Origin of the sequence: Microbacterium insulae, from assembly GCF_042677065.1 — a bacterium.
In the GTDB taxonomy this organism is placed as follows: Bacteria; Actinomycetota; Actinomycetes; order Actinomycetales; family Microbacteriaceae; genus Microbacterium; species Microbacterium insulae.
This window is the reverse complement of the sequence record NZ_JBHTII010000002.1, coordinates 234,498-250,873: the sequence shown is the minus strand read 5'-3', so window position 1 is coordinate 250,873 and position 16,376 is coordinate 234,498. Positions and strand designations below refer to the sequence as shown.

The window sequence follows — 16,376 nt, the reverse complement described above, 5'->3', positions numbered from 1 at the left end:
TTCCTAAGGAGACATCGACATGAGCACTTCCGTGGTCCTCCCCGCTCTCGGCGAGAGCGTCACAGAGGGTACGGTCACCCGCTGGCTCAAGCAGGTCGGCGACACGGTCGAGGCGGACGAGGGCCTGCTCGAGATCTCCACGGACAAGGTCGACACCGAGATCCCGTCGCCCGTGAGCGGTGTCATCGAAGAGATCCTGGTGCAGGAGGACGAGACGGTCGAGGTGGGCGCCGTGCTCGCCAAGATCGGAGACGGATCCAGCGCCCCCGCCGAGGCGCCCGCACCTGAGGCATCGGAGGCCGCTCCCGCTGAGGCAGCACCGGCCGAAGCACCGGCCCCCGCGCCGGCCGAAGAACCCGCGCCCGCCCAGGCTGAGTCCGCGACCCCCGAGCCCGCGCCCGAGGCCGCGGCGCCCGCCGCCGGCGGCGGCAAGGAGGTCGTCCTGCCGGAACTCGGCGAGAGCGTCACCGAAGGCACCGTCACCCGCTGGCTGAAGCAGGTCGGCGATGACGTGGCCGTCGACGAGCCGCTCCTCGAGATCTCGACCGACAAGGTCGACACCGAGATTCCCTCGCCGTTCGCCGGTAAGCTCCAGGAGATCCTCGTCCAGGAGGACGAGACCGTCGCGGTCGGGTCCCCCCTGGCGCGTATCGGCGAGGCCGGTGCGGCGCCCGCCGATGAGGCGCCGGCGCCGCAGGCCGAAGCCCCCGCACCGGAGGCCGAGGCTCCCGCTCCGGAGGCCGAGGCCCCGGCACCTGCCGAGGCTCCCGCTCCTGCCGAGGCTCCCGCGCCTGCTGAGAGCCCTGCGCCCGCACCGGCCCAGGCGTCCGCGCCCGCCGAGCCCGCGCAGTCTTCGCCGTCGCCCGCGCCCGCCACAGGTCCCGCAGCCGCCGACGACTCGGACGGTGTGACCTACGTCACGCCGCTCGTCCGCCGCCTGGCCCAGCAGCAGGGTGTCGACCTGACGAAGGTCAAGGGCACCGGCGTCGGTGGTCGCATCCGCAAGGAAGACGTGCTCAAGGCGGCGGAGGCGGCATCCACTCCCGCCCAGGAGGCCCCGGCGGCGGCTTCCGCAGCCAAGCCGAAGCTCGAGGTCTCGCCGCTGCGCGGCACGACCCAGCCGATGTCGCGCCTGCGGAAGGTTCTCGCGGAGCGCGCTGTCGCGTCGATGCAGGCCACAGCGCAGCTGACCTCGGTCGTCGAGGTCGACGTCACGAAGCTGGCGGCGTTCCGCGACCAGGTGAAGGCGGACTTCCAGTCGAAGACGGGCGACAAGCTGTCCTTCCTGCCGTTCTTCGCGCTCGCCGCAGCCGAGGCGCTGCAGGCCTACCCCGTCATCAACTCGACGGTCGACGGCACCGACATCGTCTATCCCCCGACCGAGAACCTCTCGATCGCCGTCGACACCGAGCGCGGGCTCCTCACACCCGTTCTCCGCGATGCCGCGTCGAAGAACCTCGCACAGATCGCCCACGAGATCGCCGACCTCGCCGCTCGGACGCGCGACAACAAGCTCAAGCCCGACGAGCTCGCCGGCGGCACGTTCACCCTGACGAACACCGGCTCGCGCGGTGCGCTCTTCGACACCCCGGTGGTGTTCCTGCCGCAGTCGGCGATCCTCGGCACGGGTGTCGTCGTCAAGCGACCGGGGATCGTGGCGGTGGACGGCAAGGACGCGATCTCGATCCGTTCCTACGTCTACCTCGCGCTGTCGTACGACCACCGCATCATCGACGGCGCCGACGCAGCCCGGTTCCTCGGAGCGGTCAAGTCGCGTCTCGAGGCGGCGGACTTCGAGGGGCAGCTCGGCATCTGACCTCCGCGGTCTTCATGGCTGCTGCGTGGCGTCGCGGACGTCGCGCAGCAGCCATTCACCGTTCTGCCGTGCGATGACGATGAACTGCGACGGCATCTCGCCCGACGTGTCGTCGAGACGCAATGCCGCGACTCCGCCGTAGTCGTCGAGGAGTACGGCGCTTCGCCGCGCGGGAGGAATCGACGAGGGTACGACCTCCGCCGCGGCTCCCTCCAGAGTCAACGCCGCCCGACATGCGGCGTCCTCGCCGCACGCATCGAGCCGCGCGAGCAGGTCGCCGGCGACGACACCGAGGTCGCTTTCCGCGTGCGCGGCGGCAGCGTCTTCGGGCTGAGGTGTCGGCATCGGCCCCGTCGACTCTTCAGGTTCGGGCGCTTCCGCTCCCGCCGACTCCCTGGCTTCCCTCGTTTCCCCGACCGCTGTCGGCGTCGGAGAAGTATTCGTCGCCGACCCTTCCGCGGTCGCGTCGTCACCCGCGGGCCAGAGCAGCCCTCCTCCGATGATGACGGCTGCGACCGCCGCACCGACCACGAGTGGGGCCCGACGGCCGGCGCGGGTGGGCTCGATCCGCAGCCTCCGCCAGACCGATGTGGTCGCACGCGAGACCAGGTCGGCGACGTCGGCATCGGCGTGCCGTGCGAGCGAGCCCCAGAGCCCCCGCGGCAGCTCATCGTCCTCGGGCAGATCGCGGGAGATGCGCGGGGCGAGGTCGTGCGCGCGGCTCGCGAGGGGCCGGAGATCGAGCGGCACGGGCGTCGCGATCTGGAACAGACCCAGCTCGGCGCGGTCGAGCTCGGCGGCCGAGCGCCGTGCCGCCGAGACCGCGGCGGCTGCGGCATCCCACGCGGCAGGATGGGATGCCGCCGCCTGAGTGAGCAGGTCCATCACCGCGAGCGTGGTCTCGCGGAACCCCGCGCCGGCGCGATCGGGGGCGAACACGGGCCGACCTGCCTCGGTGAGCCACCACGACCCGCGATCGTGGTGTCCTTCGCGGGCCTCGGTGCACCCGCGGAGCAGGCTCACTCCGATCGTGACCGCCTCCCCCGGGGAGAGGGGCGCGTGCGCACCGCGCCGCGCGAGGTAGGACTCGAGGTGCTCGGGGCAGACCGGAAGGAGAGCATCGTGACCGCCTGCGCGGCGCACGACGTCGATGGCGCCGAGGATGTGTCCGTCGGGCGCGACATCCCACCCGCCCCATTCGGCACCGAGAAGCTCGGCGTCCACGAGCACTCCGCGATCGCCCGAGGGAAGACAGACGAGCATCCCCGGCCACGGTCCGTCGGTCGGGGCCGTGATGGGCCGCACGGCGCGGTAGGGCGAGGTCAGGCTTTCGTCGGGACGAGGCATCCCCCCACCTTCGAGGTTTCTCACGGGTGCTCGGAGCGGATCGACCGGATCCGGGGAGATCGGCCGCTGGGAACGGGATGGGGAGGAGCCGAAGACGCACGCGCGGAAAGGTAGGCTGGACCTCATGGCCGCCCGCAGTTCCGCACCCGAGAAGCGCCCTGGGTTCTTCTCGCAGATCCGCTCCCTCTACACGTTCACGCAGCAGTCCTTCCGCTGGCTCCCGTTGATGCTCGTCGGCGTCGTGCTGCTCGGCATCGGCGTGGGCGTCGGCATCGGATTCCTCATTCCGCCGGTGGCGATCTGGAGCGTCATCCTGTGGGGCGTCACGGGCCTCATGCTCGGCATCCTCGGTGCCCTCATGCTCATGACCCGCCTGTCGACGAACGCGATGTACAAGAAGATCGACGGGATGCCGGGAGCCGCCGGCCACGTCCTGTCGACGTCCCTCGGCCGCAAGTGGCAGGCCGCCGACATGCCGGTGGGCGTCAACCCCAAGACGCAGGAGGCGGTCTACCGGGCGGTGGGCCGAGGGGGCATCGTGATCGTGGGCGAGGGAGCGCGTGGGCGCCTCACCCGACTCGTGAACGACGAGCGTTCGAAAGCCCAGCGCGTGGCGTCGGGTGTTCCCGTCACCGTCATCTACATCGGCCACGGAGAGGGCGAGGTCCCGATCTCGAAGCTCGCCCCCACCATCAAGTCCCTTCCGAAGAAGATCGATCGGGCCACCATGGCGGCGGTGATAAAGCGGATCGAGTCGGTGTCGCAGTCGCTGGCCTCGATGCCGATCCCGAAGGGCATCGACCCGACGAAGGTCCGCGCTCCGCGCCCGCGCTGAGCCGCGGCATCCACTCCCGGCGGCAGGCTCGGCCCACGGCTCGCGGGCCGGTCAGGCGCGCAGCAGGACGGTTCCGGCCGCCTTGTCGTGAAGGCCGCGCTGATCGGCGTCCCAGATCGCGGCCGGAATGACGAGGATCAGCAGGAGCGTACGCACCATCGGGCGCCACAGGCCCACCCATGCCCCGTCCACCCGGACGACACGGAGCCCGAAGATCCGGTGTCCTGGACTCCCCTGCAGGGTGGGGATGAACACCAGCTGGATCGCCGCGAAGATCGCGAGGATGGCCAGCGCGTCCCAGCCGAAGAAGCCGGAGATCAGGTAGGCGGCACCGTAGTCGACGAAGAGTGCGCCGACCCGTCGCCCCAGCCGACCGATCGAGCCGGATCCCTCTCGAGGAAGTCCGAGGCGTTCGCCGGGGTAGCTGGGGGCGCTTTCGGTCACTGCTCAAGCGTAACGACGGCGTCGTAACATGCCGGAAACAAAGGTGTCACTGCCGGGCAACGCCCTCCGGGTACCGTGCCACTCAAGCGCGTACGCGTGCGGCAGTTCCCGATGCCCTATCTCTGGAGCCTTCATGTTCAAAGATTCATCCGAGGTGCTCAAGTTCATCAAGGACGAGGACGTCAAGTTCCTCGACATCCGATTCACGGATCTCCCTGGTGTGCAGCAGCACTTCAACATCCCGGCCTCGACCGTCGACGAGGAGTTCTTCACGGTCGGCCAGCTGTTCGACGGCTCTTCGATCCGTGGCTTCGCGAACATCCACGAGTCCGACATGCAGCTGATCCCGGATGTGTCGACCGCGTACCTCGACCCGTTCCGCGAGGCGAAGACGCTGATCATGATCTTCGACATCTACAACCCGCGCAACGGCGAGATCTACGGCAAGGACCCGCGTCAGGTCGCCAAGAAGGCCGAGAAGTACCTCGCGTCGACCGGCATCGCCGACACCGCGTTCTTCGCCCCGGAGGCCGAGTTCTACATCTTCGACGACGTCCGCTACGAGGTGAAGCAGAACTCCAGCTTCTACTCCGTCGACTCCGAAGAGGGCGCGTGGAACACAGGCCGCGTCGAAGAGGGCGGCAACCTCGCGAACAAGACCCCGTACAAGGGCGGCTACTTCCCCGTCTCCCCCGTCGACAAGCAGGCCGACCTGCGCGACGACATCAGTCTCAAGCTCATCGAGGCCGGCCTCGTCCTCGAGCGCGCGCACCACGAAGTGGGCACGGGCGGCCAGGCGGAGATCAACTACCGCTTCGACACGATGGTCCACGCGGCCGACGACATCCTGAAGTTCAAGTACATCGTCAAGAACACCGCGCTCGAGTGGGGCAAGGTCGCGACCTTCATGCCCAAGCCGCTCTTCGGCGACAACGGCTCGGGGATGCACACGCACCAGTCCCTGTGGAATGGCAACGAGCCGCTCTTCTACGACGAGAAGGGCTACGGCGGCCTGTCCGACATCGCTCGCTGGTACATCGGCGGCATCCTCGCCCATGCTCCCTCGGTGCTCGCGTTCACGAACCCGACCCTCAACAGCTACCACCGCCTGGTGAAGGGCTACGAGGCTCCGGTCAACCTGGTCTACTCGGCTGGCAACCGCTCCGCGGCGATCCGCATCCCGATCACGGGATCGAACCCCAAGGCCAAGCGCATCGAGTTCCGTGCTCCGGATGCCTCGGGCAACCCGTACCTCGCCTTCGCGGCGCAGCTCATGGCTGGCCTCGACGGCATCAAGAACCGCATCGAGCCCCACGAGCCGGTCGACAAGGACCTCTACGAGCTCCCGCCCGAGGAGGCCAAGAACATCCCGCAGGTGCCCAATTCGCTGCAGGACTCGCTCGACGCCCTCGCGGCCGACCACGAGTTCCTGCTCGCGGGTGGCGTGTTCACGCCCGAGCTGATCGAGACCTGGATCGAGTACAAGCTCGAGAACGAGATCAAGCCCCTCGCGGCGCGTCCGCACCCCTTCGAGTACGAGCTGTACTTCGGGGTGTAACCAGAGTTCGAGGTCACGGAGAGCCCGTCAGCGCAGTGCTGGCGGGCTCTTCGCGTGCCCGCTGTGGGCCGTCACCCAAGTGCCTTGCCGGGGCGTTCAGAACGGGCGGCGCGGGCGTTCTCCGATCTTTCGTGCGGGAACGCCTCCCCACACCTCCCAGTCACCCGTGGACTGCGTGAGGACTGCGTTCGCGGCGACGATCGTGCCGGCACCGACACGAGTGATCCCCTGTCCTCCGAGCACCCGCGCCCCCGCGCACAACACGGCTTGGTCACCGATCTCGATCGCCTCGAATCCGACCTCGTCGTCTGTGCCGTCGACCGCCTGACGGCCGATCGTGACTTGCTGGAAGACCGTCACCCCGGACCCGATCCTCGTGCGCGGCGTGATGATGACTCCCTGACCTCGATGCTGCATGAGGAGGTCGGGACCGACTTCCGTGCGCGGGTGAACCTCGACACCGAACGCGAGCTGCAGGAGCTGGCGTGCGATCGCACTCTTTCGACGGTAGACCAGGCGCTCGACAAGACCCATCCGGGCATCCTCGCACGCACCACCTACAGTCGCAGTTGCGGCTCACGCGCTGGTGTTTGGGGCTGTGACCGCCAGCACGGAGCGAGCACGTTCGGTCTCCGGCGGCCGGCGAAATCCACGGTCACGTGTTCTTCATCTCGGGTCTCTTGTTCCGCCGTTCGACCGATGGGTAGATTCGGGCCACCCTCGTCCGGGATCACCGGGTCCCGGACGCCGGTGACCTATCGGATTCACGCGGCGGCACTTCGCCTCCGCAATTATCGAAGGAGATAGCTGATGGGCACGAAGAATCTCGCGCTGGTGGTCGGGTCATACGACGACGAGAACGCAGCATCGGAGGACTATCAGGCACTGCGGAGCGGACAGGACTCCGGCGGCTACGAGATCGTCGGAGCGGTCGTCCTGACCCGCGGCAAGGACGGCAAGGTGCAGGTCAAGGAACACGGCGACAAGTCCGTCGGCCACGGCGCGGCGTGGGGCGCGGGAGCGGGTGCGGTTCTGGGTCTGTTCGCACCGCCGCTGCTCGCAGCGACGGCGGTAGGCGCGGGAGTCGGCGCGATCCTCGGGAAGATCAAGAAGAGCCACGAGGAGAAGCAGTTCGGCGTGGATGTCGACGAGTACCTCGCGCCGGGCACTTCTGCCGTCGTCGCGGTGGTGGACGACAAGTGGGCGGATCGAGTCGAGAAGGCCCTCGAACGCGCGGAGAAGCGGATCAGCAAGGCGATCGACTCCGACGACTATGAGCGGCTTCAGAAGGCCATCGACGAGTCCGCGGACGACGTGATCGAGCAGATCAACTCCTAGCGGCGGGGCCGCGCAGCAGTTTCGGGGACGCCGTGCGGGTCGCTCGACAGAGCGCTCGCACGGAGTCCCGCATGTGGATAACTCCCGCAGCCATCTCGGGAGTCTCGTTAGCGTGGGGCGATGACCTCGCGCACGACCCCTCTCCGCCATGCTGTTCGCGCACCCGTGGGGGTCGTCCTGCTCATCCTTGCGGTGTCCCTCGCGGGGTGCGTTCCCGCGGATCCGGCCGCAGCGCCCACACCCAGCTTCTCGAACGAAGCCGAGGCGTTCGCCGCCGCCGAGGCCACCTACCGGGAGTACGTGAAGGCGCTCAACGCCGTTGATCTGAGCGACCCGGAGACGTTCGAGGGTGTGTACGCGTGGACCACAGGGGAACTGAACGCCTCTGATCGACGAGGATTGAGCGAGTATCACGCAGAAGGCGTGGTCAAGTCTGGCGCTTCTGAGGTTCTGGTGACGGCGCCCATCAGGGATGATGTCAGCGCCGGTGTTGCAATCGCGGTGTGCCTCGACGTATCAGACGTCGAACTCGTGAATTCGGCTGGCGAGTCGCTGGTAGATCCAGACCGCGGCGACGTCCAAACGCTAGAGGCGACTTTCTCACGTTCCTCGACGTCTCCTACAGGACTGCTGCTCACTGGTATCGGCCCTCGCGAAGGGAAGCCGGAATGCAGAAGGTAGTCGTGACTACGGTGCTCGCCCTCGCAATAACCACCATTGCTGCGTTCCACTCGCAGCGCTGCGATGATGTGGGAACGTGGTCATCGAACTGCGGAATATCTAACTCCGGCACGTCGGTAGACATCTCCGCTGGCGAAGGCGGGACCGGCTCCGCCCCGAGCAGCCCTGACACGGGTTGGAGCCCGCCGCGCGACACCGCCGCTCCCCCGGCAAGCCCAGAGTCCGCGCCCGAGCCTGAGGAGTGCGGGCCGCTCGGGTGCCGCGGCAACTACACGGTCGTCACGGTCCCCGATGTGACCATGGCTGATCTGGCTTCGTTCCGCCCCGCCACACCCCGCCTCGCGGGCGAGCCCGGCGGGTTCGCGATCGCCGGGATGCCCGCGAATCTCGTGGCCGCGGCATCCGTCGAGGAGATTCCGGGAACGGTGCTCGGCTGGGACGTGGTGGTGCGCTTCACGCCGGTGGCCTTCGAGTTCTCGCACGGCGACGGCACCTCGGCGGTCCACCCCACGGGCGGCGCGACGTGGCAGCAGCTCGGGCGGGCGCAGTTCACGCCCACCGGGACCAGTCACGTCTACCGGGAACGCGGCATCCACTCCGTGAACGTGTCTGTGCGCTATACAGCGGCCGTCGACTTCGGCTCCGGGACGTGGCGACCCGTGCCCGGGTACATCACGGCCACGAGCGGCGGCTACCGCGTGCAGGTCGTCGAAGTGCGGACCGCCCTCGTCGACCGCACATGCATCGAAGACCCCCTCGGTCCCGGTTGCTGAGCCCGCGGGTCCGCTGGGCGCATCCACAGACATCCGGCCTACGCTGAACCAGCCCGACGTCACCATCCGACCGGAAGCGATCCATCGATGCCTGCCCGCCCTGCCGCCTCGACACGGCGAGAGAGCGCGCGGACCGGGAGCCGCCCAGCCGTGCGACGGACCGCGCACCGGCGACAACCTGCACGCGCAAGAGCGACGAAGCGCTCCAGCGTCGTTCGCGGACTCGCCATCGGCGGCGCCCTGACGGCGGTCGTCCTGTTCGCGGGGCTCCTGCTAACCGTTGCGATGGCCGCCCACTCCCTCGGCAGAGCCGTCGACGACCGCGCCGTCTCCCCCGCACTCGTGGGTCCGGCCGCCCGCCCGGGCATCGCGGGGTACGGCATCGATCAGCTCGCACACGCCTGCACGATCATGACCGCGGGCCGCGATCTCGGCCTGACGGAGCGCGACCAGACCATCGCGGTCATGACAGCGATGGGCGAATCGTCGCTGCGCAACCTGACGTACGGCGACTGGGAGACCAGCGGCGTCACCAACCCCGACGGATCCCGGACGACGTCGATCGGACTCTTCCAGCAGCAGGACGGCTGGGGCTCCCGCGAACAGCGGCTCGATCCCTACACCGCGGCGACCATCTTCTACCGTGCGATGACCGTCCGCGTCCCCGAGCGGGCAGGCATGGAACCGACGATGGTCGCGCACCGCACCCAGGTCAACGCCGACCCGAACCACTACGCCCGCTACTGGCCCCGGGCCGTCCGGGTCGTCGCCGCACTCAACGCGCAACCCGTCGAAGGCGACAGCCTCGACGGCATCCCGCGCTGCGAAGCCTGACCCCACAACCGGTGCGGGCCGGCGATCCGTCCGAGCCTCAGCCGTAGAAGAGCTTCTCGAACACCCGGCGGGCACGACGCGTCGTGCCCAGGTAGTCCTCCTCCACCTGCGTCGCCGATCGCGGCGGATACTCGAGCAGTCGCCCGATCCCATCGAGCTTCTTGCGATCCACCGGCAGCACATCGCTCGTCTGCCCGGACAGCAGCGTGTTCGCCGAACGCAGCCGGCTCGCCAGCCGCCATGCCTCGGCGAGACGCTCAGCGCCGACCGCCGGAACGAGTCCCGCCTCGCGCGCGGCAGCCAGCGCATCCAGAGTCGACGTCGTGCGCATCCCGGGCACGTCGTGCGCGTGAGCAAGCTGGAGCAGCTGCACGAGCCATTCGACGTCGCTCAGCGAGCCGGGACCCAGCTTGAGATGCCTCGCCGGGTCCACGCCCTGCGGCAGCCGCTCACTCTCGACGCGCGCCTTGATGCGCTTGATCTCGCGGAGGCCCTGTTCATCGACACGCTCGGGGTATCGCACCCGGTCGGCGAGCTGCGTGAACGCTTCGATCAGCTTGACGCTCCCCGCCACACCGCGTGCCCGCAGCAGCGCCTGCGCCTCCCACGACAGCGACCACCGACGGTAGTACTCCTCGTACGCGTCGATCGATCGCGCCAACGGGCCGTTGCGACCCTCGGGCCGGAGTCCGGCATCCAGATCGAGCGGAACGCGGTGATCCTCGGACTGCTGCCGCAGCGCCGCCACCAGCTTCAGCGACAATTCGTGCGCGCGCTGCGGGTCGACCCCGTTCGGCCGATATACGTACATGACATCGGCATCCGACCCGAAACCGAGCTCCCGCCCGCCGAAGCGGCCCATCGCGATGACCGAGAAGTCGAGCGCGTCGTGCTCGGGCGGCACGACGGTCGGCCGTACCGCCCGCAGCGTCGCCTGGATCGTCACCTCGGTGACGGTGGTGAGTGCGTCGGCGACCTCCTCGATCGTCACCGAACCGAGAATGGCGCCCATCGCCGTGCGCAGCAGCTCGCGGCGGCGCAGTGCGCGCACCGAGCGCATGGCCTCATCGACGGACCCGTGGCGGGCCTGAATCGCGCGAGCCTCCTGCTGCAGCGCGACTCCCGACCGAGGGCGGAGCAGCTCGTCGTCATCGAGCCACGCGGCGGACTCCGGGATCCACTCCATCAGCTCGCCGACATACCTCGAACCGGAGAGCACCCGCGTGAGGCTCTCGGCGGCGGCGGACGAGTCGCGCAGCATGCGAAGGAACCACGGCGTGTCTCCCAGTCGCTCGCTCAGCCGGCGGAACGCGAGCAGGCCGTAGTCGGGATCGACGCCGTCCGCGAACCACCGGATCATCACGGGCATGAGGTGGCGCTGGATGGTCGCCTTGCGGCTCAGTCCACTCGTGAGCGCCGCGATGTGCCGCAGGGCCCCGGCGGGATCGGCGAATCCGATCGCCGCGAGTCGATCGTGCGCCTGCGCGGCCGACAGAACGCGTTCGTCCTCGGGAAGCGCCGCGACGGCCGACAGCAGCGGACGATAGAAGAGGCGCACGTGGATGTCGCGCACCTCCCGCTTCACGGACTCCCACAGCTCCCACACGCCGGGCCCCGAATCGGACAGCCCGGTGGCTCGCGCCAGCACGCGCAGGTCCTCGGGGCGGGCGGGCATGAGGTGCGTGCGACGCAGATGCCGCAGCTGCACGCGATGCTCGAGCAGGCGCAGCACCCGATAGTCGCGGGAGAACGCGGATGCCTCGGACCGGCCGATGTAACCCTCCGCCACGAGGGCGTCGAGGGCCTCGAGGGTGCCGCGCTGGCGGATCCGGTCGTCCGAGAGCCCGTGGACGAGCTGCAGCAGCTGGACCGTGAACTCGATGTCGCGGATGCCGCCGGGCCCGAGCTTGATCTGGAAGGAGACCTCCCCCGCCGGGATGTGCTCGGTGACCCGCTCGCGCATCCGCTGCACGCTGTCGACGAAGTTCTCGCGTGCCGCGCTCGTCCACACCTTCGGCTGCACGGCCGCGACGTAGGCATCCCCGAGTCCGATATCTCCGGCGATGGGCCGCGCCTTGAGGAGCGCTTGGAACTCCCAGCTCTTGGCCCAGCGGTCGTAGTACGCGAGGTGCGAGTCGAGCGTGCGGACGAGGGCTCCCTGTTTGCCCTCGGGGCGCAGGTTGGCGTCGACCTCCCACAGCGGCGGCTCGATCTCGATGCCCGAGATCCCGCGCATGGTCTGCACGGCGAGGCGGGTCGCGATGTCGACGATGCGGCTCTCTCCGAGCTCTGCGAGCGCATCCTCCTCGGCACCGGCGACGAAGATCACATCCACGTCGCTGACGTAGTTCAGCTCGCGGGCTCCGGTCTTGCCCATCCCGATGATGGCGAGCTGGGCCTGTGCCACCTGTTCCCGGGGGAAGAGGCCGGCACCCGCAGCACCGCCCGAGACGCGGGTGCGCGCGACCGCGAGGGATGCCTCGAGCGCCGCGCCCGCGGCATCCGCCAGCCGTGCGGCCACTTCAGGGACGTGGTCGACCGGCGCGTCGCTCAGCAGGTCGAACGCCGCGATGCGCGCGAGCATGCGCCGATATCGCACGCGCAACGCCACCCACGCCGTCTCGCCGCCGTCAGCGGCGAACCCTCCTTCGGCGCCCACCGCCTCCAGGAGCGACCCGCGCATCTCCTCCCCCGACGGGAGGCTGTGGCCGGCATCCTTCAGGTGAGCGAGCTCACCCGGATTGCGCAAGAAGAAGTCCGCGAATCCCGTGGATGCTCCGAGCAGCGCCCACAGCGCCCGCCATGCCTGTCCGTCCTCGCGGAGAGCGCGGAGCGCCTTCTCATCGCGTCGTGCAAGGCGCGCTACGGCGCCGATCGCCTCGTCGGGGTCGGCGGCGACGGCGGCGGCGGACATCGCCGACTCACGCGGGATGCCGGCGAGCTCGAGCTCGCCGAGCAGGGCGTCGGCCTCGGCGAGACCGCTGAACCCGAGGCGCGCGAGATGAGTGAGAGAGCTGGATCTTTCGCTCGCCGACATCCGTCGTCCGCGGGATCAGAGCATCTCGAGGTTGCTCTTGAGCTCGAACGGCGTCACCTGCGAGCGGTACTCCTGCCACTCGCGGCGCTTGTTGAGCAGCACGTAGTTGAAGACCTGCTCGCCGAGCGTCTCGGCCACCAGCTCGGACTCCTCCATGTACTCGAGGGCATGGTCGAGGCTGGCCGGCAGGGGCGCGTAGCCGAGAGCCCGTCGTTCGGCGTCGGTGAGCGACCACACGTTGTCCTCGGCCTCCGAGGGCAGCTCGTACTCCTCCTCGATGCCCTTGAGTCCCGCGGCGAGCATGAGGGCGTATGCGAGATAGGGGTTGGCGGCCGAGTCGAGCGCGCGGTACTCCACGCGGGACGACTGCCCCTTGTTCGGCTTGTAGAGCGGCACGCGCACGAGCGCCGAGCGGTTGTTGTGGCCCCAGCAGATGAAGCTCGGCGCCTCGTCGCCGCCCCACAGCCGCTTGTACGAGTTCACGAACTGATTCGTCACGGCCGAGATCTCGTTGGCGTGTCGAAGCAGTCCTGCGATGAACTGACGGCCGACGCGCGACAGCTGATACTGCGCGCCTTCCTCGTAGAAGGCGTTGACATCGCCCTCGAACAGCGACATGTGCGTGTGCATGCCGCTTCCCGGCTTGCCGCTGAGCGGCTTGGGCATAAACGTCGCGTAGACGCCCTGCTCGATCGCCACCTCCTTGACGACGGTGCGGAACGTCATGATGTTGTCCGCCGTCGCGAGCGCGTCGGCGTACCGGAGGTCGATCTCGTTCTGGCCCGGTCCGCCCTCGTGGTGGCTGAATTCGACCGAGATCCCGAGATCTTCCAGCATGCGGACCGAACGACGGCGGAAGTCGTGCGCCGTGCCTCCGGGAACGTTGTCGAAGTAGCCCGCCGAATCCACCGGCTCCGGGCCTTCGGCGCCGAACGACGAGGACTTGAGCAGGTAGAACTCGATCTCGGGGTGCGTGTAGAACGTGAAGCCGGCGTCTGCCGCCTTCGCGAGCGTGCGCTTGAGCACGTGACGCGGGTCCGCGACGGCGGGCTGCCCGTCGGGCGTCGTGATATCGCAGAACATGCGCGCGGTCGGATCGATCTCACCGCGCCACGGAAGGATCTGGAACGTCGTCGGATCGGGATGGGCCAGCAGATCGGACTCGTACGAGCGGGTGAGGCCCTCGATGGCGGAGCCGTCGAATCCGAGCCCCTCGCTGAAGGCTCCCTCGACCTCGGCGGGGGCGATCGCGACCGACTTCAGCGTGCCGATCACATCGGTGAACCACAGCCGGACGAACTTGACGCCCCGCTCCTCGATCGTCCTCAGAACGAAGTCACGCTGCTTGTCCATCGCATCCTCTCCGGGCGCCCCGACGGGCCGTTGCCAGACTACTGCTCGTCGTCGGCCGGTTCGGACCGCGGTCCCCAGGCGTCGTCCCGGGCCTCCTCGTCCGCCCACGCGCGGGATCGCTCGCGCATGATCTCGGGCGCCTTGGCCGCCTCTTCGGGGGTGTCGAAGGGGCCGGCGCGATCGATCGCGGGCGACTCGTAGCCCTTCTCGACCTCGCCCGTCTTGAGGTTGTACCAGTACTTCTCGCTGTCGCTCGTCACGGTGCTCTCCTCGGTCGCATCGAGCCGCCTTCGGCCTCTCGCACGATCCTACTGACCGCCTCGTCCCGACACGCGCGGGCGGGCTGGATAGGCTGAGGGCATGGCATCTCAGGCGACGCGCGCCGTAGGCGTGGACATCGGCGGCACCGGCATCAAGGCGGGTCTGGTCGACCTCGAGAAGGGCGAGCTGATCAGCGATCGGATCAAGGTCTCGACGCCCGAAGGCGCCGAGCCCGAGGACGTGCTGGACGCCGTCACCGAGGTGCTGGCCACGCTCGACGTCGCGCACGACGCCATTCCGCTGGGCGTCGCGTTCCCCGCCATCGTCAAGAGCGGCCGCACGCTGTCCGCCGCGAACGTGTCGGACCGCTGGATCGGCTTCGAAGCCGAGAAGTTCTTCGAGAAGGGCCTCGGTCGCGACATCCACTTCGCCAACGACGCGGACGTCGCCGGCGTCGCCGAAGTGCGCTACGGCGCCGCGAAGGGCGTCCCGGGCCTCACGATCCTCACGACCCTCGGCACGGGCATCGGCTCCGCGCTGCTCTACAACGGCGTCCTGGTGCCGAACTCGGAGCTCGGCCATGTGCAGCGAGCGAAGCACGGGAAGGATGCCGAGGCCTACGCCGCGTATTCGGCCAAGGAGCGCGACGACTTGTCGTGGGAACAGTGGGCCGAGCGGCTGCAGTGGTACTACAGCTACATCGAGTTCCTGTTCAGCCCCGACCTCTTCATCGTCGGGGGCGGGGTGTCCAAGCACAGCGACCAGTTCCTGGGCCTGCTCGACCTGCGCACCCCGATCGTGCCCGCCGTGCACCGGAACAACGCCGGCATCATCGGGGCCGCCGCGCTGGCGCTCGGCTGACCCCCTCAGGGGACGAATGGGCCGGCCTGTACGCCGGGTTCTGTCCGGGGGCGTGAGCCCCGTGGACGGTCATCTCTCTCGGCGACACGTTGCCGTGCCGCTCCAGCGGCCTACCCGGGGACTCGGCGGGCCGCGTCGTCATCCCCTGTCTGGCCTTGCACCGGGCGAGGTTTACCGTGCGAGTCGCGTCACCGCGACCCCGGTGGTCTCTTACACCACCCTTTCACCCTTACCCCGGTCGGAACCGGGGCGGTCTGCTCTCTGTGGCACTTTCTCGCGGATCACTCCGGGTGGGTGTTGCCCACCGCCCTGCCCTGCGGTGCCCGGACGTTCCTCGGCGCGGGCGAGCCCGCGACGCGACCGTCCAGCCGACCCATTCGCGATTCCGATTCTCGCACGGGCGAGACGCGGCGCGCCGCCCGGAATGTATCTCGTCACGGAGTGGAACCTCATGTAAGCTGACCACACTCGTATCTGGGGATGCGAGTGGCTCGTATGGGAACGAGCCGTTCATTTCTCGACGCGCTCTGCTGCGCGTCGCATACAGCCACTGGGGAGGCTGAATCATGTTGCGCAAGACTCTTTCCGTTCTCGCGGTCGCAGCGATCATCGCGGTATCGGGGCCGACCGCGGCGCTCGCCGTCGAAGAAGACCCGTACACGCCCATCGACCCGACCGAACCGACGCTTGCCGGATCGGTCGCCGCGAGCGAGTGCGAGGGCGACGTGCCCTACATCTCATACACCGTCACGCTCACCGACCCCGACGGCCAGTCCACGGGCAACGACGCATCGCTCGTGCTCTCGAGCGGCGCCAACTCCGTGACGATCCCGCTCGGGACCCTCGTGAACGGCCAGCTCGCGGGCAAGGTCCTGTGGCCCGGCGCCTCGGTCGACGGCGCGGGCAACCCGACCGGCTGGCCGGGCTGGGCCTTCGTCGACGGCGAGTGGGTCGAGACGACCGGCAACTTCGCCTGGACCCGAGGAAGCATCTCGGCCGTGCTCCAGGTCAACCCCGACCTCGCGGTGCCGCTCTCGTACCCGCCGGCGACGCCGAACTGCGCCGCGCAGCCGCCGACCGCGCTTTCGCCCGACTCGCCCGAGACGGCATCGGTGGACGGTGCGGCTCTGGCCGCCACCGGCGGCGCGCTGCCGTACGCGGTTGCCGGCACGGGTCTCGGCCTCGTGGGCCTCGGCGTGGCCGCGGTCCTCCTCCGTCGCCGCTCCGCACGCTCGTAG

At 69.0% G+C, this 16,376-nt stretch carries 15 protein-coding genes and 1 other RNA gene; 9 read left to right on the top strand and 7 right to left on the bottom strand.

The window, feature by feature from the left end:
* Positions 1–19 precede the first annotated feature (19 nt).
* Positions 20–1,816 (top strand): 2-oxoglutarate dehydrogenase, E2 component, dihydrolipoamide succinyltransferase, encoded by a 1,797-nt coding sequence (gene sucB / locus ACFQ0P_RS13745; RefSeq protein WP_204979221.1) that lies wholly within the window; start codon positions 20–22, stop codon positions 1,814–1,816.
* A 12-nt stretch (positions 1,817–1,828) separates the two neighbouring features.
* Here sucB and ACFQ0P_RS13740 read toward each other — a convergent pair whose 3' ends face one another.
* On the bottom strand, positions 1,829–3,163 hold the full coding sequence (locus ACFQ0P_RS13740) for a hypothetical protein (RefSeq protein WP_204979220.1): 1,335 nt from the start codon (positions 3,161–3,163) through the stop codon (positions 1,829–1,831).
* A 124-nt stretch (positions 3,164–3,287) separates the two neighbouring features.
* Here ACFQ0P_RS13740 and ACFQ0P_RS13735 point away from each other — a divergent pair, with 124 nt between their 5' ends.
* Positions 3,288–3,998 carry a DUF4191 domain-containing protein gene (locus tag ACFQ0P_RS13735; protein ID WP_204979219.1) on the top strand — a complete coding sequence of 237 codons (711 nt, stop codon included), beginning with the start codon at positions 3,288–3,290 and terminating at the stop codon, positions 3,996–3,998.
* A 51-nt stretch (positions 3,999–4,049) separates the two neighbouring features.
* On the opposite strand, the gene ACFQ0P_RS13730 is transcribed toward ACFQ0P_RS13735, so the two are convergent.
* A complete protein-coding gene (locus ACFQ0P_RS13730) occupies positions 4,050–4,442 on the bottom strand; it encodes an RDD family protein (RefSeq protein ID WP_204979218.1) in 393 nt (130 codons plus the stop codon).
* 133 nt (positions 4,443–4,575) lie between these two features.
* Between ACFQ0P_RS13730 and glnA (ACFQ0P_RS13725) the strand changes: the two genes are divergently transcribed.
* Complete coding sequence (gene glnA, locus ACFQ0P_RS13725; RefSeq protein ID WP_204979217.1) at positions 4,576–6,000, top strand: type I glutamate--ammonia ligase; 1,425 nt, start codon at positions 4,576–4,578, stop codon at positions 5,998–6,000.
* A 96-nt stretch (positions 6,001–6,096) separates the two neighbouring features.
* Here the strand turns inward: glnA (ACFQ0P_RS13725) and ACFQ0P_RS13720 are convergent, their stop codons facing one another.
* On the bottom strand, positions 6,097–6,534 hold the full coding sequence (locus ACFQ0P_RS13720; protein ID WP_204979216.1) for a hypothetical protein: 438 nt from the start codon (positions 6,532–6,534) through the stop codon (positions 6,097–6,099).
* A gap of 276 nt (positions 6,535–6,810) precedes the next feature.
* On the opposite strand from ACFQ0P_RS13720, the gene ACFQ0P_RS13715 reads away from it, so the two are divergent.
* From ACFQ0P_RS13715 to ACFQ0P_RS13700, 4 genes are all read left to right on the top strand, one after another.
* Positions 6,811–7,338, top strand: a complete 528-nt coding sequence (locus tag ACFQ0P_RS13715; RefSeq protein ID WP_204979215.1) for a DUF1269 domain-containing protein — start codon at positions 6,811–6,813, stop codon at positions 7,336–7,338.
* A 120-nt stretch (positions 7,339–7,458) separates the two neighbouring features.
* Entirely contained in the window at positions 7,459–8,019 is a 561-nt protein-coding gene (locus ACFQ0P_RS13710) for a hypothetical protein (RefSeq protein WP_204979214.1), read from the top strand.
* A gap of 299 nt (positions 8,020–8,318) precedes the next feature.
* The gene (locus ACFQ0P_RS13705) at positions 8,319–8,792 is read left to right on the top strand and encodes a hypothetical protein (protein WP_204979213.1); all 474 of its coding nucleotides are present in this window, start codon (positions 8,319–8,321) and stop codon (positions 8,790–8,792) included.
* 285 nt (positions 8,793–9,077) lie between these two features.
* A complete protein-coding gene (locus ACFQ0P_RS13700; RefSeq protein WP_378772579.1) occupies positions 9,078–9,626 on the top strand; it encodes a peptidase M23 in 549 nt (182 codons plus the stop codon).
* A gap of 37 nt (positions 9,627–9,663) precedes the next feature.
* On the opposite strand, the gene ACFQ0P_RS13695 is transcribed toward ACFQ0P_RS13700, so the two are convergent.
* Genes ACFQ0P_RS13695 through ACFQ0P_RS13685 form a run of 3 tightly spaced genes read right to left on the bottom strand, consistent with a single transcriptional unit; the run spans position 9,664 to position 14,276 of the window.
* On the bottom strand, positions 9,664–12,663 hold the full coding sequence (locus ACFQ0P_RS13695; RefSeq protein ID WP_204979211.1) for a bifunctional [glutamine synthetase] adenylyltransferase/[glutamine synthetase]-adenylyl-L-tyrosine phosphorylase: 3,000 nt from the start codon (positions 12,661–12,663) through the stop codon (positions 9,664–9,666).
* A 15-nt stretch (positions 12,664–12,678) separates the two neighbouring features.
* Positions 12,679–14,016, bottom strand: a complete 1,338-nt coding sequence (gene glnA / locus ACFQ0P_RS13690) for a type I glutamate--ammonia ligase (protein WP_204979210.1) — start codon at positions 14,014–14,016, stop codon at positions 12,679–12,681.
* 38 nt (positions 14,017–14,054) lie between these two features.
* Entirely contained in the window at positions 14,055–14,276 is a 222-nt protein-coding gene (locus ACFQ0P_RS13685) for an SPOR domain-containing protein (protein WP_204979209.1), read from the bottom strand.
* A gap of 100 nt (positions 14,277–14,376) precedes the next feature.
* On the opposite strand from ACFQ0P_RS13685, the gene ppgK reads away from it, so the two are divergent.
* Entirely contained in the window at positions 14,377–15,138 is a 762-nt protein-coding gene (gene ppgK / locus ACFQ0P_RS13680) for a polyphosphate--glucose phosphotransferase (protein ID WP_204979208.1), read from the top strand.
* Positions 15,139–15,151: 13 nt separating this feature from the next.
* On the opposite strand, the gene rnpB is transcribed toward ppgK, so the two are convergent.
* Positions 15,152–15,514: RNase P RNA component class A (gene rnpB / locus ACFQ0P_RS13675), an RNA gene on the bottom strand.
* 190 nt (positions 15,515–15,704) lie between these two features.
* Here rnpB and ACFQ0P_RS13670 point away from each other — a divergent pair.
* The gene (locus tag ACFQ0P_RS13670; RefSeq protein WP_378772573.1) at positions 15,705–16,376 is read left to right on the top strand and encodes a cell wall protein; all 672 of its coding nucleotides are present in this window, start codon (positions 15,705–15,707) and stop codon (positions 16,374–16,376) included.

What these genes read in the sequence shown, in the direction of transcription:
- sucB (WP_204979221.1), top strand. Translation starts at nt 20, where the DNA reads ATGAGCACTTCCGTGGTCCTCCCCGCTCTCGGCGAGAGCGTCACAGAG.
- ACFQ0P_RS13740 (WP_204979220.1), bottom strand. Translation starts at nt 3,163, where the DNA reads ATGCCTCGTCCCGACGAAAGCCTGACCTCGCCCTACCGCGCCGTGCGG.
- ACFQ0P_RS13735 (WP_204979219.1), top strand. Translation starts at nt 3,288, where the DNA reads ATGGCCGCCCGCAGTTCCGCACCCGAGAAGCGCCCTGGGTTCTTCTCG.
- glnA (WP_204979217.1), top strand. Translation starts at nt 4,576, where the DNA reads ATGTTCAAAGATTCATCCGAGGTGCTCAAGTTCATCAAGGACGAGGAC.
- ACFQ0P_RS13720 (WP_204979216.1), bottom strand. Translation starts at nt 6,534, where the DNA reads ATGGGTCTTGTCGAGCGCCTGGTCTACCGTCGAAAGAGTGCGATCGCA.
- ACFQ0P_RS13715 (WP_204979215.1), top strand. Translation starts at nt 6,811, where the DNA reads ATGGGCACGAAGAATCTCGCGCTGGTGGTCGGGTCATACGACGACGAG.
- ACFQ0P_RS13710 (WP_204979214.1), top strand. Translation starts at nt 7,459, where the DNA reads ATGACCTCGCGCACGACCCCTCTCCGCCATGCTGTTCGCGCACCCGTG.
- ACFQ0P_RS13705 (WP_204979213.1), top strand. Translation starts at nt 8,319, where the DNA reads ATGGCTGATCTGGCTTCGTTCCGCCCCGCCACACCCCGCCTCGCGGGC.
- ACFQ0P_RS13700 (WP_378772579.1), top strand. Translation starts at nt 9,078, where the DNA reads ATGGCCGCCCACTCCCTCGGCAGAGCCGTCGACGACCGCGCCGTCTCC.
- ACFQ0P_RS13695 (WP_204979211.1), bottom strand. Translation starts at nt 12,663, where the DNA reads ATGTCGGCGAGCGAAAGATCCAGCTCTCTCACTCATCTCGCGCGCCTC.
- glnA (WP_204979210.1), bottom strand. Translation starts at nt 14,016, where the DNA reads ATGGACAAGCAGCGTGACTTCGTTCTGAGGACGATCGAGGAGCGGGGC.
- ppgK (WP_204979208.1), top strand. Translation starts at nt 14,377, where the DNA reads ATGGCATCTCAGGCGACGCGCGCCGTAGGCGTGGACATCGGCGGCACC.
- ACFQ0P_RS13670 (WP_378772573.1), top strand. Translation starts at nt 15,705, where the DNA reads ATGTTGCGCAAGACTCTTTCCGTTCTCGCGGTCGCAGCGATCATCGCG.